This window comes from Corallococcus terminator, assembly GCF_049194865.1.
Classification (GTDB): Bacteria; Myxococcota; Myxococcia; order Myxococcales; family Myxococcaceae; genus Myxococcus; species Myxococcus terminator_A.
Genome location: NZ_JBLZWL010000085.1, coordinates 19,626 through 40,282 on the forward strand (window position 1 = coordinate 19,626; position 20,657 = coordinate 40,282).

Annotated in this window: 17 protein-coding genes; 13 read left to right on the forward strand and 4 right to left on the reverse strand. The window is 67.0% G+C overall.

All coding sequences use genetic code 11. From position 1 onward, the window contains the following. Positions 1 to 29 precede the first annotated feature (29 nt). The 7 genes from ACN469_RS26900 to ACN469_RS26930 all read left to right on the forward strand — a co-directional run bounded on the left by ACN469_RS26900 (position 30) and on the right by ACN469_RS26930 (position 8,505). Positions 30 to 728: a CoA transferase subunit A gene (locus ACN469_RS26900; RefSeq protein ID WP_498772172.1), complete on the forward strand. Its 699-nt coding sequence runs from the start codon at positions 30 to 32 to the stop codon at positions 726 to 728. 7 nt (positions 729 to 735) lie between these two features. After that, the gene (locus tag ACN469_RS26905) at positions 736 to 1,392 is read left to right on the forward strand and encodes a CoA transferase subunit B (RefSeq protein ID WP_253992270.1); all 657 of its coding nucleotides are present in this window, start codon (positions 736 to 738) and stop codon (positions 1,390 to 1,392) included. A 68-nt stretch (positions 1,393 to 1,460) separates the two neighbouring features. Beyond that, positions 1,461 to 1,844 carry a TIGR02266 family protein gene (locus ACN469_RS26910; RefSeq protein WP_163867312.1) on the forward strand — a complete coding sequence of 128 codons (384 nt, stop codon included), beginning with the start codon at positions 1,461 to 1,463 and terminating at the stop codon, positions 1,842 to 1,844. Between the two features lie 36 nt (positions 1,845 to 1,880). Further along, entirely contained in the window at positions 1,881 to 3,191 is a 1,311-nt protein-coding gene (locus ACN469_RS26915; protein WP_498772174.1) for a class I SAM-dependent RNA methyltransferase, read from the forward strand. Beyond that, entirely contained in the window at positions 3,191 to 4,588 is a 1,398-nt protein-coding gene (locus ACN469_RS26920; protein ID WP_498772176.1) for a VWA domain-containing protein, read from the forward strand. The genes ACN469_RS26915 and ACN469_RS26920 overlap by 1 nt, the downstream gene beginning before the upstream one ends. Before the next feature lie 366 nt (positions 4,589 to 4,954). Then, the gene (locus ACN469_RS26925) at positions 4,955 to 7,906 is read left to right on the forward strand and encodes a S8 family serine peptidase (RefSeq protein WP_498772178.1); all 2,952 of its coding nucleotides are present in this window, start codon (positions 4,955 to 4,957) and stop codon (positions 7,904 to 7,906) included. 263 nt (positions 7,907 to 8,169) lie between these two features. Further along, positions 8,170 to 8,505, forward strand: a complete 336-nt coding sequence (locus tag ACN469_RS26930) for a hypothetical protein (protein WP_498772180.1) — start codon at positions 8,170 to 8,172, stop codon at positions 8,503 to 8,505. Positions 8,506 to 8,735: 230 nt separating this feature from the next. Here ACN469_RS26930 and ACN469_RS26935 read toward each other — a convergent pair whose 3' ends face one another. After that, a complete protein-coding gene (locus ACN469_RS26935; RefSeq protein WP_498772182.1) occupies positions 8,736 to 9,620 on the reverse strand; it encodes a hypothetical protein in 885 nt (294 codons plus the stop codon). 302 nt (positions 9,621 to 9,922) lie between these two features. Further along, positions 9,923 to 10,219: a hypothetical protein gene (locus tag ACN469_RS26940; protein ID WP_498772184.1), complete on the reverse strand. Its 297-nt coding sequence runs from the start codon at positions 10,217 to 10,219 to the stop codon at positions 9,923 to 9,925. A gap of 290 nt (positions 10,220 to 10,509) precedes the next feature. Between ACN469_RS26940 and ACN469_RS26945 the strand changes: the two genes are divergently transcribed. Further along, the gene (locus ACN469_RS26945; protein ID WP_498772186.1) at positions 10,510 to 11,136 is read left to right on the forward strand and encodes a hypothetical protein; all 627 of its coding nucleotides are present in this window, start codon (positions 10,510 to 10,512) and stop codon (positions 11,134 to 11,136) included. A gap of 17 nt (positions 11,137 to 11,153) precedes the next feature. Here the strand turns inward: ACN469_RS26945 and ACN469_RS26950 are convergent, their stop codons facing one another. Beyond that, a complete protein-coding gene (locus ACN469_RS26950) occupies positions 11,154 to 13,694 on the reverse strand; it encodes a CocE/NonD family hydrolase (protein WP_498772188.1) in 2,541 nt (846 codons plus the stop codon). A gap of 77 nt (positions 13,695 to 13,771) precedes the next feature. Between ACN469_RS26950 and ACN469_RS26955 the strand changes: the two genes are divergently transcribed. Further along, on the forward strand, positions 13,772 to 14,359 hold the full coding sequence (locus tag ACN469_RS26955) for a TetR/AcrR family transcriptional regulator (RefSeq protein WP_498772190.1): 588 nt from the start codon (positions 13,772 to 13,774) through the stop codon (positions 14,357 to 14,359). 637 nt (positions 14,360 to 14,996) lie between these two features. Continuing rightward, a complete protein-coding gene (locus tag ACN469_RS26960; RefSeq protein WP_498772192.1) occupies positions 14,997 to 15,734 on the forward strand; it encodes a tail fiber domain-containing protein in 738 nt (245 codons plus the stop codon). A gap of 192 nt (positions 15,735 to 15,926) precedes the next feature. Here the strand turns inward: ACN469_RS26960 and ACN469_RS26965 are convergent, their stop codons facing one another. Next, complete coding sequence (locus ACN469_RS26965) at positions 15,927 to 17,534, reverse strand: hypothetical protein (protein ID WP_498772194.1); 1,608 nt, start codon at positions 17,532 to 17,534, stop codon at positions 15,927 to 15,929. A gap of 469 nt (positions 17,535 to 18,003) precedes the next feature. Between ACN469_RS26965 and ACN469_RS26970 the strand changes: the two genes are divergently transcribed. The 3 genes from ACN469_RS26970 (at position 18,004) to ACN469_RS26980 (ending at position 20,599) form a co-directional block, all read left to right on the forward strand. Beyond that, on the forward strand, positions 18,004 to 18,834 hold the full coding sequence (locus tag ACN469_RS26970; protein WP_498772196.1) for a hypothetical protein: 831 nt from the start codon (positions 18,004 to 18,006) through the stop codon (positions 18,832 to 18,834). 191 nt (positions 18,835 to 19,025) lie between these two features. Next, the gene (locus tag ACN469_RS26975; RefSeq protein ID WP_498772198.1) at positions 19,026 to 20,342 is read left to right on the forward strand and encodes a DUF1254 domain-containing protein; all 1,317 of its coding nucleotides are present in this window, start codon (positions 19,026 to 19,028) and stop codon (positions 20,340 to 20,342) included. Between the two features lie 80 nt (positions 20,343 to 20,422). Then, positions 20,423 to 20,599, forward strand: a complete 177-nt coding sequence (locus ACN469_RS26980; protein ID WP_498772200.1) for a hypothetical protein — start codon at positions 20,423 to 20,425, stop codon at positions 20,597 to 20,599. Positions 20,600 to 20,657 lie beyond the last annotated feature (58 nt).

Sequence of the window (20,657 nt, forward strand, 5' to 3'; positions counted from 1 at the left end):
TCACCCCGTTTCCGTTATCGGGAGGGCGAATGAACAAGGTCTACGCGAGCGCGGACGAGGCGGTCGCCGACATCCCCGAGGGCTGTACGCTCATGAGCGGCGGCTTCGGGCTGTGCGGCAATCCTGAGAATCTCATCGAGGCGCTTCACCGCAAGGGCGTGAAGAACCTCACCATCATCTCCAACAACTGCGGCACCACCGAGCTCGGCCTGGGCATCCTGCTCCAGAACAAGCAGGTCAAGAAGATGGTGTCGAGCTACGTGGGAGAGAACAAGGAGTTCGAGCGGCAGTACCTCTCCGGCGAGCTGGAGGTGGAGCTGAACCCGCAGGGCACCCTGGCCGAGCGCATCCGCGCGGGTGGCTGCGGCATCGGTGGCTTCTTCACCCCCACGGGCGCCGGCACCCAGGTGGCCGAGGGCAAGGAGTCGCGCATCATCGACGGCCGGCTGCACGTCCTGGAGACGCCGCTGAAGGCGGACTTCGCCATCATCCACGCGGCGAAGGCGGACACCCACGGCAACCTCATCTTCAACAAGACGGCGCGCAACTTCTCCCCGCTGATGTGCATGGCGGCCAAGGTCACCATCGTCGAGGCGGAGGAGATTGTTCAGCCCGGCGAGTTGGACCCGGACCAGGTGCACCTCCCGAGCATCTTCGTGAAGCGCATCGTCCAGGCGAAGAACCTCCAGAAGTGGATTGAGCGGCGCACCGTCCGCAAGACGGCCTGAGGACCCCATGCCACTGACTCGTGAACAACTCGCGAAGCGCATCGCCCTGGAGCTGCGGGACGGCTTCTATGTGAACCTGGGCATCGGCATCCCCACGCTGGTCCCCAACTACATCCCCGAGGGGGTGGAGGTGGTGCTCCAGTCGGAGAACGGCCTGTTGGGCATCGGCCCCTATCCCGAGGCGGGCAAGGAAGACCCGGACCTCATCAACGCGGGCAAGGAGACGGTGACGACGGTGAAGGGCGCCGCGTTCTTCGACTCGGCCCTGTCCTTCGGGATGATTCGAGGCGGCCACATCGACATGGCCGTGCTGGGCGCCATGGAGGTCTCCGAAGAGGGGGACCTGGCCAACTGGATGATTCCCGGGAAGATGGTCAAGGGCATGGGGGGCGCCATGGACCTGGCCGTCGGGGCCAAGCGCATCTACGTGGCCATGGAGCACGCGAACAAGGAGGGTCAGCCGAAGATCCTCAAGAAGTGCTCGCTGCCCCTGACGGGCCTCAAGTGCGTCCACCACATCGTCACGGACCATGCGTTCCTGGACGTGACGCCGGAGGGGCTCGTCCTGCGCGAGCTGGCCCCGGGCGTGACGGTGGAGCTGGTCCAGAAGCTCACGGAGCCGAAGCTGAAAATCGCTCCGGACATCCGCGAGATGAAAGTCTGAGCGGGCGAGGCTAAGGTGCGCCGCTGGGGGAGGGTGGTATGGACGACTTCCCCGGCGGAGCCCCTTTCATGGCCGACACCTCGGAGAAGTTGAACCCCATCGACCACCGCGCGCCGCGAGTCGAATACGAGCTGCCGGTGGCCTACCGCAGCGTGGCCGGCTTCGTGACGGACTGGGCCGTCAACCTCTCCAAGGGCGGCCTCTACATCAACACCGACAAGCCCCTGCCGGTGGACACGGTGGTGAAGCTGCTGGTGACACTGCCGGGAGCGCACTTCCCGGTGGAGCTGAAGGGCCGGGTGACGCGCACCAACGCGCTCGGCGCCGCCCCCTCGCAGCTGCCGGGGATGGCGGTGGAGTTCCTGGACGTTGACGAAGACAAGCGGTCGCGCATCGGGGAGTTCGTGGAGCGGTTGCGCTCGGAACTCCCGTCGGAAGCGACCCGGAAGTAACGGCGGCCCGCGCGGGCGCCCCCACCGAGTGCCTGCATGCTGCCCCTCCCTGAGATTCCCGTTTCCCTGACCATCGACCGCCTCGGCCAGCTCGGCGAGGGCGTGGCTTCCTGGCAGGGGCGCACCGTCTTCATCCCTGGCGCCTTCCCGGGCGACACCGTGCGCGTCCACCTGGAGACCCAGGGACGGGTGCTGCGCGGCCTGTTGCGCGAGGTCGTCTCCCCCGGGCCGGACCGCCGCGTGGCCCCGTGTTCCCTGGCCAGCGAGTGCGGCGGTTGTGACTGGCTGGGCCTGGCCGAGTCCGCCCAGCGGAGCGCGAAGCAGGAGATCGTCCTCTCCACCCTGGAGCACCTGGGCCACCTGCGGCGCGAGGACTTCACCGTCAGGCCGCTCCTGGTGGCGCCTCGGGACTGGGGGTACCGCCGACGCGCGGTGCTGCATCCGGCGGGGAAGGGCGCGCTGGGCTACTTCAGTCGGCGCAGCCACGAGCGGCTCGCGGTGTCCGAGTGTGGGGCCCTCACGCCCGTCCTGACGGCGCTGCCGGGGAAGCTGGCGCCGCTGCTCAAGCCGCTGGCGAAGGACACCGAGGAGGTGCTCCTGCTCGCCGAGGGCGACAAGGCCGCGTTCGCGGTGAATCTGACGGGGCAGGTGTCAGCGCGGCACGTGGAGGCCGCGGAGGCCGCCGTGCGGGCGCTGCGGCTGGAGGGCGCGGTGCTGGTGCCGAAGGAGGGCTCGCCCCGGGTGTTGGGCAAGCCGGCGCTGCGCTCGTACTCGCCGCTGCGGCCGGAGGTGCCGCTGTATCTGCGGCCGGACTCCTTCGCGCAGGCGCACGCGGAGGCCAACGTGGGGCTCGTGACGTCGGCCATCTTCGAGCTGGCGGCGCGGGACGAGGACTCCGTGCTGGAGCTGTACTCGGGCAACGGCAACTTCACCTTCCCGCTGGCGGCGGGCGCGGCGTCGGTGCTGGGGGTGGAGTCGTCCCCGGTGGGTGTGGCGCTGGCCCAGCGCAGCGCGCTCGAGGCGGGCGTGGGCAACGTGCGCTTCGTGCAAGGGGATGCGCGCAAGGTGTGCGACGGGCTGGTGTCCGAGGGCCGGCGCTTCGACGTGTGCCTGGCGGACCCGCCGCGCGCGGGGGCTCCGGGGCTGGCGAAGTGGATGGTGGCGCTGGGCATCCGCCGGGTGGTGTACGTGGCGTGTGACCCGGCCTCGCTCGCGCGTGACGCGGCGGGGCTGGTGGCGGCGGGCTACAAGCCGCAGGCGCTCCAGGTGGTGGACATGTTCCCCCAGACGCACCACGTGGAGGCCGTGATGTCGTTCGAGCGGCCGGGCACGGAGAAGGGAAGCTGATGGACGCGCGCATCGTCGAGTTCGCCGAGGTGCTCCGACAGAACGGCGTGCGCGTGAGCACCTCCGAGGTGCAGGACGCGCTGCGGGCCACCGCCGAGGTGGGGCTGGTGGACCGGGCCCTGTTCCGCGCGGTGATGCGCACCACGCTGGTGAAGCGTGAGCTGGACGTGGACACGTTCAACCGCGCGTTCGACTTCTTCTTCTCCGGCGCGGCGGCGACGTTCGAGGCCATCGACAAGTCCCTGGCCGCGCAGCTCCAGGAAGAGGGCTACCTGGAGGGGGACACGCTGAAGATGGTCATCTACCAGATGAACCTCCTGCTGCCGGAGATGTCTCCGCTCGCGCAGGCGGTGCTGGAGGGAGACCGGGCGCGGCTGGCGCAGATCTTCCGGATGGCCTCGCTCCAGTTGGACTTGTCGAAGCTGGAGAGCCCGCTCCAGGCGGGCTTCTTCGCTCGGCGCATGCTGGCGGGGGCGGGGATGGAGCGGGCCCGCTCCGACATGAAGTCGCTGGAGGACGAGCTGAATGCGCGCGGCCTGTCTCCCGAGGGCGTGGAGATTGTGTCCCGGCATGTCGCCGCGGCGATGCGGAAGATTGAGGACGCGGCGCGCCAGGAGGTGAAGCGGCAGGCGGAGGCTCGCATCCGTCGTCGCACTGACACGGTGCAGGACAAGCCGCTGCACCTGCTCACCCAGTCGGAGGTGGACCAGATGCAGTCCACGGTGCGCACGCTGGCGGAGAAGCTGCGCAGTCGCTTGATTCGCAGGCAGCGCTCGCACCGCAAGGGCGCGCTGAATGTCCGCCGCACGCTGCGCAAGAACATGACGTGGGGTGGGGTGCCGATGTTGCCGCAGTTCCGGCGCCGCCGGCCGGAGCGTCCGGAGCTGGTGGTGCTGTGTGACGTGTCAGACTCGGTCCGCAACGCGGCGCGGATGATGTTGCTGTTCATGCACACGATGCAGTCGCTGTTCGTGCGCGTGCGCTCGTTCGTCTTCGTGTCCGACGTGGGCGAGGTGACGCAGTACTTCAAGGACCTCGACGTGGACGAGGCCATCGACATGGCGACGGCGGGGAAGACGGTCTCCCTGAGCGCCAACTCGAACTATGGCCGCGCGCTGGCGGACTTCACCCGGGACCACCTGGGCAGCATCACCCGGCGCACCACCGTCATGGTGATTGGTGATGGGCGCAACAACTACAACGCGAACAACGTCTGGGCGCTGAAGGATTTGCGCCGCAAGGCGAAGCGCGTGCTCTGGATTTGTCCCGAGGAGCGCGGCAACTGGGGCATCGGTGACAGCGAGATGCTCACCTACGAGAAACACTGTCACCAGGCCGTGGTCGTGACGTCCATCTCCGACCTGGCCCGTATCGCGGACCAGCTTGTTCCCGCCTGAGCGCTGAGTACATCCGGGCGACGCTGGCGACCAGGCTTTGCGTTTTCCCGTGCCTTCCCGTCGAGAGGTCGGTCCAGAGCGGGCGCTGGCCCGCAGGACGGAATGGGGCGGGTCGCATGCGCACGTCAGACCTACCTCGCACAATGGCCCACGCCGTTTCTCTTGTCTCACGGCCATTCCGAAGGAGCACCAGTGTTCTCGACACGTCTGGCGCGCTGTCTCCAAGCCTGCCTTTTCCTCGTCCTCTGGACGAACTGCGGAGACGCGGTTCCTCCCGAACTCCCACCCGAACATCCTCCCGCGGCCACCTCGCGGGCCCTGGAGGAAACCCCTGTCCTGCCTCGCTTCGTACCAGGACGGGTCATCGTGAAGTTCCTCGCCGCGGGCACGGAACGAGCGGCGGTGACCACCCTGTCGCTGCAAGGACAGACGTACCAGAAGGCGGGCACGCTGCCCCTGGGGGCTGAAATCTGGACGCTCGTGATGGAGGCGGGCCAGAAGAGCCCCTCCCTCCCCGCGCGGGAACAAGCCACCATGGCCGCCGTGGAGGCGCTGCGCCAGCGCCCCGACGTCGAGTACGCACACGTGGACCTGTACCTGGACTACTTCTCCACGCCCGTGGATGAGTACTACGGGCTGCAATGGCATTACCCAGCCATCCAGCTTCCCCTGGCGTGGCAGACCGTTACGGGCAACGTGAGCATCGCCGTCCTGGACACCGGGCGGGTGGAGCACCCGGACATGGCCGGACGCTGGGGACCCGGCTACGACTTTGGCTACGCGGAGGTCGGCGTCTCCGACCCGGACCCGACCACGGATGGGGCGTATCACCACGGACTGCTCGTGGCGGGCATCCTGGGCGCGAAGTGGGACACCGTGGGCATCGCGGGCATCTGCCGGGACTGTCCCATCCTTCCGGTGAAGGTCTCCTCGACGACCAACCGCCCCCTCCTGAGCAACGTGGCGCAGGCCATCGACTGGTCCGTGAACCAGGGCGCTCGGGTCATCAACATGAGCTTCGGCACCCTCAAGCCCCACGAGGAGCCCTGCTCCCTCTACCCGTTGATCCAAGCCGCCATCACCCGCGCCATCAACTCCGGGGTCGTGGTGGTCACCGCCGCGGGCAATGACAATCGGGACCCCAGCGTGGTGACCCCCGCGTCGTGCGAGGGCGTCATCACCGTGGCGGCCACCCAGCGCAACGGGCAGCTCGCCCCCTACAGCAACCGGGGTGACCTGGTGACTCTCTCCGCGCCCGGCGGAGGCCCGGAGTTCTTCGGCAATGGCCTGGGCTGCCATGACCCCAACGGACTCACCCCCTACAACGGGACGGGAGGCGCGGTCTCCACCTGGGCCATCTCCAAGCCAGGAACCCAGCTGAGCGGCTCCGACTACTGCTACCGCTATCTGTCGGGCACCTCCCTGGCCGCGCCCCACGTCTCGGGCGTGGCCGCGCTCATCCTGAGCCAGCGTCCCCAGTGGAGCGTCGCGCAGGTGACCCAGCGGCTCCTCCAGTCCGTGAGCCCCATCCCAGGCTGCCCGGAGAGCCAGTGTGGCGCCGGCCTGCTGGATGCGTCCAAGGCCATCATCTTGCCCCTGCGCGTCACGCCGCCCGTGTGCAACGTGGATTGGAACACGGCCACCTTCTCCTGCACCAACGCGCCCGCCACGGGAGGTGTCGCTCCCATCCAGCACACGTGGACCGCCCTCGCGAACGCCACCATCACCTCGAGCACCGCCACCTCGGCACAGGGCACCTGCACGCGGGGCACGGAGGCCCGGCTTCGCTTCATGGCCGAGGACGCCGAGCTCACCGGCATGGGCTACGACCCGCTCTTCCGCTGCCCGCCGCCCTTCCTGGACGCAGCGTTCTGGAACCAACTGGTCCACATGTCCCTGGCGCCCGAGGGCTCCTACAGCGTCAGCGTGACGATGACGAACACGGGGGCGGAGACCTGGACGGCCGCGGGTGGGTTCAAGCTGGCGGCCCTGGCACCGGAGAGCAACACCCTGTTCTGGGGCTTGAACCGCGTGGAGCTGTCACCGACGGACAGCATCGCCCCAGGCCAGCGCAAGGTGTTCACGTTCAACATCAACACCCCGTTCGAGCTCGGCGCCTATCCCTTCCAGTGGCGGATGATGAAGGAGGGGCATGGCCTGTTCGGCGCGCCGTCGCTCCGTACGGACATCACCGTCGCGGCGCTGAGCCTGAACGCGACGTTCGTCCGCCAGACGGTGCCCGCGTCGGTGACCATGGGGCGCCCCTTCGAGGTCTCCATCACGATGCGCAACACGGGCACGGAGACCTGGACTCCCGCGGGCTACATCCGGCTGGGCTCGCAGAATCCCGAGAACAACACCACCTGGGGAGTCAGCACGCTCAGCCTCCCCATCGGCGCCTCCGTGCCTCGGGGCCAGGAGTTCACCTTCACCGCCAGGCTCACCGCGCCCAGCACGCCGGGCCCCTACAACTTCCGGTGGCAGATGCGGAGCCAGAATACCACCACCTGGGAGTGGTTTGGCTTTGGCGGCTTCACGGAGAACCTCACCATCAACGTGACGCTGCCGCCGTGGGACGCGGCCTTTGTCAGCCAGTCGGGCCCCGCCATGGTGATGGTGGGAACACCCTTCGTCTACAACGTCACCATGAAGAACACGGGCACGCAGACGTGGCGCGCCAGTGACGGCATCACGCTCTACAGTGGGAGCAGCGCGTGGAACTTCGTCCGAGGCTACCTGGCCCCAGGCGAGGAGGTTGCGCCAGGCCAGCAGAAGACGTTCGCGGTGGCCGTCACTCCCACCAACATGCCGGGTCCCCAAGTCATGCGGTGGAGACTGTGGCACAACGCGACGGGGCCCTTCGGGCAACAGTCGCCCGACATCACACTCCACGTCCTCCCCCAGGCCAAGGTCACGTTCGTTCGCCAGACAGTGCCTGCCTTCGTGACGCCGGGGCAGGGCTTCCCCGTCACCATCACGCTGAAGAACTCGGGTGATGCGGCCTGGGGCGGAACCCCGGGCTATCAGCTCGCGCCACGTCCGGGAATCCAGGGGCACAACTGGGGACACGCTTTCATCTCGATGGAGCCAGGCGAGCAGGTGGCGCCCGGCGCCGAGAAGACGTTCTCGTTCACCGCCGTCGCGCCGATGACGCAGGGCCCGCATGCCTTCCAGTGGCGGATGAGGGTCCAAGTCTCCCCGGGGACCTTCATCGACTTTGGCGACGACACCGCGCGGGTGGACCTCCTCGTCGCGGGCCCCTGCTACTGCCCACCGGGAGAGGTCTGCCCGGACGTCGAGTGCAACCCGGACTCATAGGCCCGACACGCGCCTGAACCCAGGGCACGCCGCGCGCATCCCGAGCCAGGAGCGGGAGAGCGCGGCGCGCCTCCTCGATGCACCACTCGACAGTCGAGGTCATGGAAAGAACCTTCTGTTCAAAATCCGCAGTCCTTCGGCCTCTTGGCATGAAATCCAGCTTGTACGGCTTGTTCTTGAATGTATCGTTCGCGTCTGTGGATGGGGTCATCCACGGGGGGGCGTCCCTTTGGGCGTCCCCGACAGACCGAGAAAGACCAACCATGAAGAAGTTGCTCCTGGGGCTGCTGCTGGCCGTGGTTCCGATGGTGGGCTGTGGTACGGGCGTGGAGGACTACCCGTCCGACAACGCCGAAATCATCTCCACTGAGTCCGGGCAGCGCATCATCCTCGACCACGACCCCCTGACGTCGTCGGACGTCCCGCTGGCGTCGATGGGCGACGAGTCCGAGGTCTCCGCGATGGGCCCCAACTGCTGGGTCACGCTCCTGTACTGTAAGTGGCCCGGCACCAACATCGGCGTCTGTAAGGACAACGGCAAGTGCACGGACAAGCAGTTGCGCGACAACTGCATCGCGCTCTACAACAAGACCTGCTAGGCCTTTCAACGCCTTGCACTCCGCATGAGAAGCCTGACACCCCGTGCGTGGGTGCCAGGCTTCTTGCCTGGGCGTGAGCAGGGGAGGTGGGGCAACCCCATGGCTGGCGTGCCCCCATCCAGGCCACCCGCCCTTCGCCGAGTTCAGCTCCTACCCTTGATGGTGTGAGCCGATGAGTCCCTGCAGCGCGGGGAGCTGTCTTCTCCGCGCGCCACAGGCGTGGCGGCGCGTCACTCGTAGCGCTTCCACGTGGTGCCGTCGAACGAGGCCACGTCATCGCGGCCAATCGACCACAGGACCTCCTCCGCCGTCGCCAGCCCGTAGCACGTGGGCGTTCCCGCCTCGCCGAAGTCGACCTCGACGAGCCTGTTGCCTTCCAGCGTGTACAGCGCGGACAGGGTGGCGACGTAGAGCTTGCCGCGGAACCAGCACAGGTCCCACAAGTCACTCGTCACTGCCTCCGCCCAGGGGACCACGGCGAAGGAGCTTCCGCGCCCCCTGAGCAGCACGCCCTGCTGCCCCGCCACGTAGACCGTGCCATCCGGCGCGCAGCAGACGGCGCTGAGGATGACGCGCGTGGGGCTCTCGCAGGGCGACCAGCTCTTCCCGTCATAACGCCACACCTCTCCGCCCCAGCCCGCGGCATAGAGGTCGGTCTCCGAGGTGCCATCGATGGCCTCGAAGCCCGCCTTCTCTGCGGCCGCCGCGGGAGGCGCGTTCATCGCCACCCATTTCGCATCGCCGATGCGCTTGTAGACCTGTCGCTTCATCCCACAGGCGTAGACCCACCCCGCGATTTCGCGCGCGTTGCGAATCATCGCCGGCGCGGGCTTCAGCGTCTCGTTCTTGCTCTTCCCACCGACGTAGGTGACGACCTCTCCATCCTCCCCAACCACGACCATCTTCTCGGAGGGCCGCCGCGCCACCGCGATGGCCGTCGAATTCCAGGTCGTGTCCACGCCGTCGGCCCAGTCCCCACCGTCGACGCTCACCACGCTGGTATGCGCAATCTCGTCCTTGAGCAGCGTCTTGCCCTTGCTGATGATGTAGACGAGGTCATGAAGCCGTGCGGCGCCTCGGACGAGCTCTCGTGTCGCGATGATGGGGTTTTTCATGGGGTTCCAGACGGATGAATACCCCACCTCTCCGGGCGAAGCCCAGGCTCGAAGGGGTGAGGCAGCCACACCCGGAAGCGAGTAGAGCCGGGCCCCTGCCTCGCCCCGCCTGGAAAGGAGGCTTGGCTGGGCAGGCGTGTGCCTGCTCGAGATATCTGTCTTCGTGTCCACGCAGCTTGTAGAGAAGCTGCCTCATCGCGCCCGCGTTGTTGGCGTCCTCCCCGGGACGGGTCCAGGCAAGACACGCCTGGGCCCGCCCCTGAGGAGCGCGCGGGCAAGACACAGCCAGTACGCGAGCCGAACTACTCCTTCCAGCGGATGTGCCAGATACCCCCGTTGAAGTAGCAGCTGTCGTCAGCGAAGGTCCGACACCCGCCACACGCCATCGTCTGCTCGTGAAGTGAACCATTGCAGCAACGAACGCTGCAGGTGCGCTTGTTGGGGCTGCAGGCCTCAATCACCAGATCGCACGCAAGCGGCGCCACCGCTTCGTCTCCTTCCTCGGACTCCTCGCTCCGCAGCGCCGAGTCCTCCATCGAGCTGAGGGACGACGGGTCCAGCTCCTCCGGAAGCGGTCCTCCGCACGCCGACAGCAGCACGCCCCCCTGCAGGTGGGCACCTCGGACGCGTGACCCAACCGCGCCCCACGGCCACGGGGCACACCGCGTCAGGTTCGCGTCATGGGCCATCCGGAGCGCGCCCGTCGTGGCGCGGCGCCGCGAAATTCTGAGGTCCCACGGGAACGGAGCCCAGCTCCGCCGGACCCTCATCGCCCACGGAACAAGGGAGGCACTACGCTTGCACTGGCCCCCGCCGCGCCGGGCGAGATGGGCCGACTCGCCCGGGCACACCGGTGAGGTACATCGCCTCACCGCGAGGGGAAGACATCATGCGCAGCTCCATCGTCATGCTCGGAATCATCATCACCTGCATCCTCACCGCGGCGCCCACGGCGCACGCCTCATCCGAGGGCCTGAAGCTCTCCTTCGGACTCCGCGCCGGCTACGGACTCCCCGCCGGAACCGCGCTAGGCGGAGACGGCCACTACGACGCGGACCTTCGCGAAATCGTGAAGGGCATCATCCCGATGCAGCTCGACGTGGGCACCTTCCTGGGCTCCCGCATCTACGTGGGCGCTTCGCTGCAGTACGGGGTGGGACTCGCCGTCGGCCACTGCAAGGGGGAGTGCGACGTGAGCGCCACGCGCGTCGGCCTCCAGCTGAGCTACCACCACCCCTGGTCGGAGAACCTCAGCCCCTGGTTCGGGGTGGGCCTGGGCGTCGACGTCCTCGATGCCGACCAGGTGCCCGGCATCATGTCCGGCGAGCTCATGGAGTCGTCCGGCAGCCTCGAGGGCTTCGAGATGGGCAACGTGCAGGGGGGCCTCGACTTCCACGTCGGGGGCCCCGTGTGGTTCGGCCCCTATCTGACAGCCACCCTGGCCAAATACGGCGGCCAGGATGCCCGCTTCCATTCCTGGCTCATGGGCGGCCTGCGGCTGATGGTGCGCGGCTGAGATCCTCCGCCCGCGCTTCAACGCCTCGCTCTCGCAGCGGCGACGATCCAGTTCCTGAACTCAACGGCGAGGTGCTGCCGGTGTTGCTCGAGGAGGTCCTCCGGGCAGGCGGCGGGGAAGTAGCAGGTCAGGTTCGCGTTGAAGCCTTCATCGGTGTCACCGAACTGGGTCAGCACCCGTCCAACGACCGTGCCGTCCGCCAGGTGCATGGCGCCGAGCCTGCGGAACGGGTAGGCGGACTCGGGCAGCAATTCGTTGCGCACCTCCGCGGCCCAGCTCGGGGCCGTGTCGAAGCCTGGAAGTACGACACGGCAGACATGGGGGCCGAGATTCTCGACGATCGTCACCGTGGAATCAGGGTTGGGGGCGATCACGTAGTGCTCCGGTTCGCCCGCCAGGAGGATGTTCTCGTCACTGAAGCTGTTCTCGAGCCAGTGCACGAACTGCGCGGCCTTGAGGCCTCGAACAGCCAGCACGGTGGTTCCGGAGATGAACTTCCCAGCGGAGGCCTCGGCCCTTTCGCGGAGGAACGCGTTGCCTGCTTCGATATCCTCGGCCAGAAGGTCCATCAGGCCTTGGCGCCCGATGCGGGCCTTGAGCCGGGCGAGCGCCCGGCGAGCGAAGACGAGCTCGAAGTCATCGACCTCCCCCGAGGCGGTGGGCCCTGACACGAGTTCGACAGCAAAAGCCGTCGTCTCTCGTGGGGTCGATCGTCCTTCGACCGCCGTTCCTTGACGCTTCTCCTGAACAGGCAGCTGCAGGTAGGAGGCGTGCTCGCCGCCGGTGTGGATGACGTGCCGTCCGCTGTTGGCGGGGGTGTACTCGCGGATCGCGGGCATCATCGTTCCCAGAAGGCTCCTGCCGCTGATGACGAAGCGGAGCTGTTCGCCAGGGTGGAAGGAGAGGCCGATCGGAAGCAGATCTATCTCCACCTCGACGACCTCACCGGGTGAGAGCTTCTCGATCCTGTCGAAGCTGTGGGCGGGCACGGCATCGGTCGACAGCGTCTCGTCCAGGTGGCGCAGGGAGACGCGGAGGCGTCCGTCCGAGCCCTTGTACCGGAGGATCGAAGCGCCGCGTTCGGTGACGTCCTGCACCCGCGCGCTCTGGTTGGGCACGGTGAACTGCTGCAGGGGCGTGCCGTACGCATCGAGCTTCTGGATGAGGACGAAGAGGTCCATGTCGTCCGAGCCGCGTGCTTCGACCCAGAGGTGCGCCTTCGGGTAGCCGACGAGGACGGTCTCCGTGTCGAAGCGCGTGATGAACGACACCGCATCCGGGTTGGAGCTCACGTCGTAGACCGCCGTCGCTTCAGCGGTCGGTGCTGTCGTGGTCAAGGCGCGCGAGCGGCCGTCGAGGTAGTACTTCGTCGGCGTGACGCCCTTCGGGGGGAACTCGTCCGCACCGACCCCGACCTGGTCGCCACCTTGGAGATCGAGGACGGAGTACCGGACGCGCGGCGTCTGCTCCCACCCGTTGTTCTCGCCCTTCAGGTAGTGGTCGAAGAAGCGGCGCAGCTCCTCCCTGTTCGCCTCGTCGTAGTAGTCGGGCCACTCCTGGGAGTTGTGGATGCGGAGCCACTTCTCCTTCGAGGCCATCCGGCGCCAGGCGCGGAACGTGCCCGCCGTGTGCAGGGTGTTCGAGTAGCTGGCCACGACGTAGGCCGGAACCGTGATCCGGTCGAACCGTGGGATCTTGTTCTCCCACAGGTCGGTCATGAGGGGATGCTGCTGGGCCTCCGCGAGGATGTCCTCTTTGCGCCCCTTGCCCCAGTAGCTGTGGTCCTGCAGCTGCTTCGCGAACCCGGTGTCGGGCATGCCGCCGCGCAGGACGAGGTCCCGGTAGACGTCGCTGACGCCTTCCCACGGGTTGATCGCCGCGAGGTGCGGAGGCTGTTCGGCGGCCGTGAACCACTGCGACACCGCGAGATAGGACGTCCCGCTCATCGCGACCTTGCCGGTGCACCACTCCTGGACGGCCAGCCACTCGATCAGGTCGTAACAGTCGCGTCCCTCCTGGCGATCCCAGATGACGCTGTCGCCCTCGGAGTCGACCACGCCCCGAATGTCCGGATTGCAGATCGCGTAGCCCTGCGCGCACCAGTACGCCGGGTCCGGCCCCTCGAACTTCTCCAGCCCCGACACGATCCCGTTGTCGAGCCCGACCATCTCGAAGATGCCCATCACGCTCGGGGAGGTCCCCTGGCCCTTGCCGTACGGGCTCCAGGCCACGATGACCGGCACCTTCCGCGTTCCGGCGGGGCGAAGCACATCGACGTAGATCGTCACCCCGTCCCTCAAGGTGACGGCGACGTCCTTCTCGAGGACGATCTCGACCGGCACCGGCCGGAACGGGGGGGCGAGCCGGAATCCGGCCGGCAGGGTCCGGGTGCCTGGCTCGAACCCACTCAAGAGGCCGTACCGGGGGCCCGGCTCCAGCGGCTGGGACGGTACGAACACCTTCTGGTCATCGCTCATGACGATCTCCTCTTGTCCCTTCATCCAGGGACCGGCTCCGTGTCGGTCCTCGTCCTTCGGGCCCTGGACATCGATGTCCACGCACCCGTCCTGGCAACACCACCATACAGAATGATCATTCCGTTTGGCCAGGAGGTCGTGAGAGTTAGGCTTCTGCCATGCCCAAGCTGACCGATAGTTCGAGGCAACGGCGGCGCGAGAGCATCACGGCGGCCGCCATGCGCTGCTTCGCTCGTCAGGGCTTCGCCAGTACCTCGATGGCGGACATCATCAGCGAGGCGGGCTCGTCCGCCGGCTCGGTCTACTCGCACTTCTCGAGCAAGGCGGAGCTCTTGCGCTTCGCGGCGTCGACCGCGCTGAGCGGGATGGTCGCGACCCTGAGCGACGAGTTGCCCTCCGAGCGCACTCCCGCCAGCGTCCTCGCGCACTTGCTGCGGTCGAGGAGCGACAAGACGTTCGCGCAGACCCTCCTTCAGATATGGGCGGAGTCTCCTCGCGACCGTGAGCTCGAAGAGATTGCCCGGGACAGTGTGCTCGAGCTGCGCGCGCTCGTGAGGGCAGCGTTGCTGCCCTGGTGCCAGGATCCCACGCGTGCGAGAGCGAGGCCTCCGGACACTGCCGCGGACGAGATCTCCGACGCCGTCGTCACCGCTGTTCAGGGCTACCTGGTCAGAATCAGCATCGACCGGGACCTCGACAGTGCGCTCGTCGCGAGCCGCCTGATCGCCGTCTTCGAGAAGTTCTGATGGGCCTGCCGATGCGCTCGTGTCACCGAGGCGCACCCCCGTCGCGCTGGCGAGCCCGCTGGCTGCAACCTCGGACAGTGTGCCCGAAGCCAGTGCAAACACTGCTCAACGACCTTGAAGCGTTCGACGTGCCGGTGCTGCGTGGGATAGCCAAAGTATGAAGTCCCACCGGAATCCCTCACCCCTACCAGAAGAGCGATCTATTCGCCCTCCTGCGGTGGCGCTGCCTCAACATCGAGACACCGAGCGCATAGGCTTTGCATCTCGGTGGCGGATTTGGCTGGTTTTCCTTGACTGACATGGTTTGCCTCTGTTCTGATTGTCGTTGCGTCGTTCCTCAAAGGACATCGCGACGGGGCAACCACTGTTGAGGACGAAGCGCGCTCATTAGGAGACGGAGATGACAATGCCGCGTGGAATCGGGAGTGCCCGTGGTGTGCTCGTGTCGCTATTCATTGGCGGCAGTGCAATGGCCCAGGCGGTGAGCGGGACCAATCTGACCATCAATTCGCCTGTTAGAACGTACGGGGAGGCGCCCGGAAGCACCATGTCTGGTTCCGTGGATGCTTCCACTTGTCGTGGGTCGACGTCGGTCACCTTCAATCATGAGATGGCCTGGGGAGCGACTGGAGGACAAGTGGCGCTCTCTTCAGGTGTGACGACCCAGACCCTCGTCATCAACGAACCCAACAAATATGCTCTGGCGATCGGTGGGCTCTTCACTTCGGTCGTGAACAACCCGGTGCCTGCATATGCCTCTCAAACCGGGCCCTATTACATTGGGGGCGTGCGGGCCTCGCTTCAGGGCACTCTCAGCAATACTTCTATCAAGGGCGTCGTCGCGGCTATCAGTGCCGACGACTCCATCAATACTCCCATTACGTTTGGGGCACACATCCAGGGCAAGAGCTACTTCAGTGATGGGCTCTATGTCGCTGGTGGCGCGAGTACCGGCGGGTTTGCTGGATCGTTCAATGGCGGTCTCGTGGCTTCGGGCTTCTATACGCTCTCGGATGCTCGATTGAAGAGCGACGTTCGTCCTCTGGCGCCCGCGCTGGACAAGCTCGTTCAGCTTCAGCCCAAGTCCTATGTGTACTCAGGCGCTGCCAGTGTGCTTCCTACTCGCAAGGGCGGTGAGATGGGGCTGGTTGCCCAGGACGTGGAGAAGATCTTCCCGCAGCTCGTCAAGCAGACCACGGTGAGGGATGCCTCGGGTGGAGTCGTGGGGGAGTACAAGGCGGTGGATTATGCGAGCCTCATCCCCGTCCTCATCAAGGGAATGCAGGAGCAGCAGGACATCATTCAGGCGCAACAGGCCCGACTGCTTCAGCTCGAGGCGCGCGTGCAGCGCCTGAGTGCTCCCGGGCAACAGTAGCGACTTGCTGTCCCCGTAGGAGCGATCTGGTCGCCTTCCCGCAGCGGCTCTGATTCAGCTTCGAGGCACCGGGGCGCCGCCTGTGCATGCTTGAGTCATGACGCATCGGACGAGCACCTCGCGTGCTCGCCCGATGCGCTCGTGTCACCGCGGGCCCCGAGCCAGGACGCTCGGCGGCCCGCTAGACCGCTGTTACCGCCGGATGCGCACCGTCACGGAGGAGAACACCTTGACGGGCTTTCCGTCCACCTGGACGGTTTCATAGTCGGGAGGACCCAGCGGCTTGATGAAGAGTCCGAACGCATCATGCTCATTGACGGACTCGGCGCTGAACCGCGACAGCACCATCGTTCCCATGGCCATTCCCGTGCAGCCCACGCACTTGGGCGCGCGGTACACGAACACCGTGCCGCCCTCGATCTGGTTCGAGCCGTTGAGGCGCGGCTTGGGGACGGCGATGAACAGCCGCTGGTCGGACCCGGGGATGTCCCAGACCGCGCCCAGCTTGAGGTTGCTGGTGCTGTCGGCGTTACCTCCCACCGGCCGGAGCGTCACGTCGATGAAGCCACCGTTGTCGATGGCCGGGTTCACCCGGATGAGCTCCTCCTTCTTCGTCCACCCCAGCCAGTGGAGCTGCGGCAGGTTGTAGTTGTCCGACCCATTGCTGCCCATGTACGTGCTCGAGTCGGCGTAGTGGTTCGTCTGACCCGTCACCGGGTCTCGGGTGTTGCCATGCGCGAGGCCCAGGACGTGCCCGACCTCATGGGCGTAGTCGCGGAACAAGCCCCCCTTGATGTTGATGGAGCGCGAGCCGGCATTCGAGGCGGAGCACATCCCGCTGGGCAGCGAGTACACGGTCAGGAACGCGTTCGACTTCGCCTTCTGCACGGCCTGGCGCTTCGCCGTCGCGCAGTTCGCGCTCGTCACCTCCACGGTCTGCGAAACGATGCTCGCCAGGCCCACCTGGCCCCGCGACGCGACGCCGAAGAAGTCGTACAGGTCGCGGACATTGTTCCGGATGGCGGCCAGGGTAGGGGTGGTCCTCCCGGGGTAGGTCATCCGGACGACCTTGACGGTGTGGTTCTTGTTGATGGAGCCCAGCCGGGAGTTGTGGTTCTGGACGCACTCCGGCTCCGAGGCGGCGCAGGTGTACCGGTACGGTGAGGCGGGCGCCGTGAAGTCCTGAACCAGATACGAGCGCACGTTGTCGTTCGCGCTCGCGCCGCTCGCGAACTTCGTCTCACAGAGGTTCGCATCGGTATCGACGGTCACCGAGTCCCCGCTGCAGCTCGCACCGGCGTGGAGCGTCACGGCCTTGCCGAGGGGCACGTCGACGTAGGATGCCCCCGCGCCCTGGGCGAGCGGGTAGCAGCCATTGGCCTCGGCCTGGTGAATCACCGGGGAGTCGCCGTCGCAGGCGTCCCGCACGAGCACGGGCTGTGTGCGGGGCGCGAGGAGCTGCGCGCGCAGCGTGGGCCAGTTGGCCGCCGTGCAGCTCTCCGACTGCACCTCCTCGAGGAAGAGGCCGTCGTCGAGTTCCGAGTGCCCAGACGTCTGGCACGTCTCCACCATCTCGATCCAGTGCGGCCAATCGCAGGTCCCCGCGTTGACAAACGTCTCGATACACGCGAGCGCCGCCGTGAGTTCGGGGGAGACAACCGCCTGCTGGGTGGACGCGACAGACGCTTCGGAACCGGTGCCACCAGACTGCTCGTCGGCGGGTGACTCCGACTCCGCGCCGTTGCAACCCGACACCAAGGCTCCGCACAGCAGGACGCCCGTCATGGACAGTCTACGCATACTTCTCCCTCTCGCGGCCCGGGCCATGCGGCACCGAGTCACACATAAAGTGAAATCACTGTTGTCAATCAATGGAGGTCCAGGCTGTCCTGCCCACGGGGTGTTCAGGCGAAGCCCTTCCTGCCATTCCGGCGTTTACCTGGATTTCAGGGGGATTACCATATTGAATGATTGGGTTTTTATGGGCCTTTCGAGGCCCGATACCAGTGCCACTGGATTGCGCGATGCATCAATCGAGGGTCCACGCGTCCTGGTGGGACGCGGGGGTGTCTTGTGACGACGCACATCGCGGGCCGGCCCATCGCGATGAGGCACTACTGGCAGTGAATAGTCATCGGACTTCGAGTGGCGCACGGCTTGCTCTCGCCGCGCCGTGGTGGCCGAGCGTGGCCACGCCAACCCTTCGACGAGGAATCACCTGATGAGGAAGCTGCGTCCTGCTGCATGGGGAGTAACGAGAGCCGTCGCGATGTCGGCGGCGGTGGCCACTGGGCTCATGGGGAGCTGCGCATTCGCGCAGTCGCAGCAAAGCCAGACGTTCGGCTACACGGGCGGGCTGCAGACCTTCACGGTGCCCGCGAGGGTCTCTGCCGTGACGGTGCGCGCGGTGGGGGCGCGCGGTGGAGATGCCTTCAACCACTGGGGGGCCGGGCTGGGTGCGTCGACGCAAGGCACGTTCAGCGTGAGGGCAGGGGAGCTGCTGACGGTGCTCGTCGGCGGTCGCGGCGCGGATGGCACCAACGGCGGTGGCGGCGGCGGCTCGTTCGTGTGGCGTGGACCGGGAGTCGTGTCGGTGTGGTCGCTGCTGGTGGCGGCAGGGGGTGGTGGCGGCGCGGGCTGCAACGGCTTCAGCGGGTGGGGCGCCGCGCTGAGCGGCGAGGGCTCCTGGGGCAACGGCAGTCCGGGTGCGAGCCGTGGCGTCAACCAGGGAGGAGGCGCGGGCGGTGCTGCGGGCTTCCACGGCGGTGGTGGTGGCGGGGCGGGCCTGACGCAGTCGGGAGGGAAGGGCGCCGACGGTCCGGGCTCTGGTGGCGGCAACGGAGGCACGGCCATCAGCGCGGGTGGCGCGGGTGGAACAGGCTCGCTCTACGGTGACGGTGGGTACGGCGGTGGTGGCGGCGGGGGAGGCGCGGCCGGAGGCGCCGGGGGCTTCAGCGGCGGTGGGGCTGGCGGTGCGGAGACGAACTGCGGTGGTGGTGGCGGTGGTGGCTCGTACAACGCGGGCACCTCCCCGTCGAACCATCCCGACGTTGGTGCGGGCCATGGGCAGGTCGTCATCGAATACCTGATGCGGAGCTGACGGGGCTCAATATCAATCAGTCAAATACATTCCGCCGCGACCGTGACGCGAGGGGAAATGGAGGCTCCCCTTGTTCCTCGAAGTATGGACTGAGAGGATGCCCCGCCAAAGCTGGCGGCGTCTTGCCGCCGCTTTCAGGTTTGAGCCTGGGCCTGTCGGCAACAACCTCCACCACTTCGAGTCTAGAAAACATGACACCTCTCCCCCCCGACGAAGCACAGGCGATCGCGTACCAGGCCTTCATGTACGGCTACCCGCTGGCCGAGAACTACTCCATCCTGTGGCAGAGCACGATCGCCATCCAACAGCAATTCAATACGTTCTACGGCGAGGCGCAGCTCTATGGTCCCAACGACACCACCGTCGTCACGCCCAACAACGACACGGCGTACTCGCAAGGCTGGCTCGACCTGGGCGCCGAGCCGTTCGTGCTCCAGGTGCCGGCGGTGCCCCAGACTCCACCGCGGTACTATAGTTTCCAGATCATCGATGCGTGCACCAACAACGTCAGCTACGTGGGCTCGTTGACGACCGGCACGGCGGCGGGCAACTACGTGCTCGCGCCCCCCGGCATGGTGCCGAGCAGCGTCCCGAACGCGCAGGTGATTCCCGTCCCGGGGCGCTACATCTTCCTGCTCGGGCGCACGCAGATCCTAGGTCCCAACGACATCCCGGCGGCCCAGGCGATCATGGACCAATACGCGCTGGTCCCGCTGTCCCAGTTCCTCGGCCAGCCAGCGCCGGCGCCCGCGCCCGCGACGCCCTTCCTGCCGGTGGCCCCCTCGTTCGTCACGACGCTGGCGTTCTTCCAGTACCTCAACCTGGCGCTGACCTTCCAGACCCCGCCGGCCGGGGATGCGCCGCTCCTCGAGCGCTTCGCGCGGATCGGCGTGGGGCCCGGCCTGTCCTTCAATCCAGCCACGCTCGATCCGGAGCTGGCCGGTGCGCTCCAGCGCGGGATCCTCGAGGCCAGCAATGCCATCACACACAATGCGAAGGGGGGCGCCGTCCACGACGGCTGGAACCTCCCGGAGGTGAGCCTCCCTTACTTCGGCACGGACTGGTGGACCGACTACGACTTCCGGTCGATGACCGCACGGGCGGGGATCTACGCGAACTCGCCCTCGGAGGCGCTCTACTACCGCGCCTACCAGGATGTGAACTCGAAGCCCCTCGTCGGCACCAACCAGTACACGGTGACGTTCCCCGCCGGCCAGCTCCCCCCCGCCGAGGCCTTCTGGTCAGTGACCATGTATGGGGCGAATCAATTCCTGGTCCCCAACAGCATTGATCGTTACTCACTCGGGACCCAGTCGAACCTGAGCTTCGCCGCCGACGGCTCCGTGACGATCTACATCCAGGCCAACGCCCCCACGACCGCGGAGCTGCCGAATTGGCTGCCCTCGCCCGTGAGTGGCTCGTTCTACCTCGTGCTTCGCATCTACGGCCCGGAGAGCACGTCCTACCTCGTGCCGGGTCTGGTGCAGGTCGGCAGTTCCGGCTCGTAACAGTCGCCCTCCCGAGCGCCCATCGAGGGCGCTCGGGCTGAGACTTCGCCGCGCCATGCGGCCGCGCCTACAACCGCGCGATGCGGGCGACCCTCTCGGGGCGGGCGTGGGGTGGCGTCAACCAGGGCGGAGGCACGGGCGGCGCGGCGGGCTTCCACGGTGGTGGCGAGTCCGCGCAGTTCTTGCGCCCCGTGGAGGTGTCGCGCAATTTCTGCGTGTCATTGCCCATGTGCGCGGCGTTGGCGCGCTCGATATGACGTCGAGCCAGCATTCAAGGGTTCACGCGTCCACGCGGAGTCTGTATACGAGTGGGAG

What these genes read in the sequence shown, in the direction of transcription:
- ACN469_RS26900 (WP_498772172.1), top strand. Translation starts at nt 30, where the DNA reads ATGAACAAGGTCTACGCGAGCGCGGACGAGGCGGTCGCCGACATCCCC.
- ACN469_RS26905 (WP_253992270.1), top strand. Translation starts at nt 736, where the DNA reads ATGCCACTGACTCGTGAACAACTCGCGAAGCGCATCGCCCTGGAGCTG.
- ACN469_RS26910 (WP_163867312.1), top strand. Translation starts at nt 1,461, where the DNA reads ATGGCCGACACCTCGGAGAAGTTGAACCCCATCGACCACCGCGCGCCG.
- ACN469_RS26915 (WP_498772174.1), top strand. Translation starts at nt 1,881, where the DNA reads ATGCTGCCCCTCCCTGAGATTCCCGTTTCCCTGACCATCGACCGCCTC.
- ACN469_RS26920 (WP_498772176.1), top strand. Translation starts at nt 3,191, where the DNA reads ATGGACGCGCGCATCGTCGAGTTCGCCGAGGTGCTCCGACAGAACGGC.
- ACN469_RS26930 (WP_498772180.1), top strand. Translation starts at nt 8,170, where the DNA reads ATGAAGAAGTTGCTCCTGGGGCTGCTGCTGGCCGTGGTTCCGATGGTG.
- ACN469_RS26935 (WP_498772182.1), bottom strand. Translation starts at nt 9,620, where the DNA reads ATGAAAAACCCCATCATCGCGACACGAGAGCTCGTCCGAGGCGCCGCA.
- ACN469_RS26945 (WP_498772186.1), top strand. Translation starts at nt 10,510, where the DNA reads ATGCGCAGCTCCATCGTCATGCTCGGAATCATCATCACCTGCATCCTC.
- ACN469_RS26955 (WP_498772190.1), top strand. Translation starts at nt 13,772, where the DNA reads ATGCCCAAGCTGACCGATAGTTCGAGGCAACGGCGGCGCGAGAGCATC.
- ACN469_RS26965 (WP_498772194.1), bottom strand. Translation starts at nt 17,534, where the DNA reads ATGCGTAGACTGTCCATGACGGGCGTCCTGCTGTGCGGAGCCTTGGTG.
- ACN469_RS26970 (WP_498772196.1), top strand. Translation starts at nt 18,004, where the DNA reads ATGTCGGCGGCGGTGGCCACTGGGCTCATGGGGAGCTGCGCATTCGCG.
- ACN469_RS26975 (WP_498772198.1), top strand. Translation starts at nt 19,026, where the DNA reads ATGACACCTCTCCCCCCCGACGAAGCACAGGCGATCGCGTACCAGGCC.
- ACN469_RS26980 (WP_498772200.1), top strand. Translation starts at nt 20,423, where the DNA reads ATGCGGGCGACCCTCTCGGGGCGGGCGTGGGGTGGCGTCAACCAGGGC.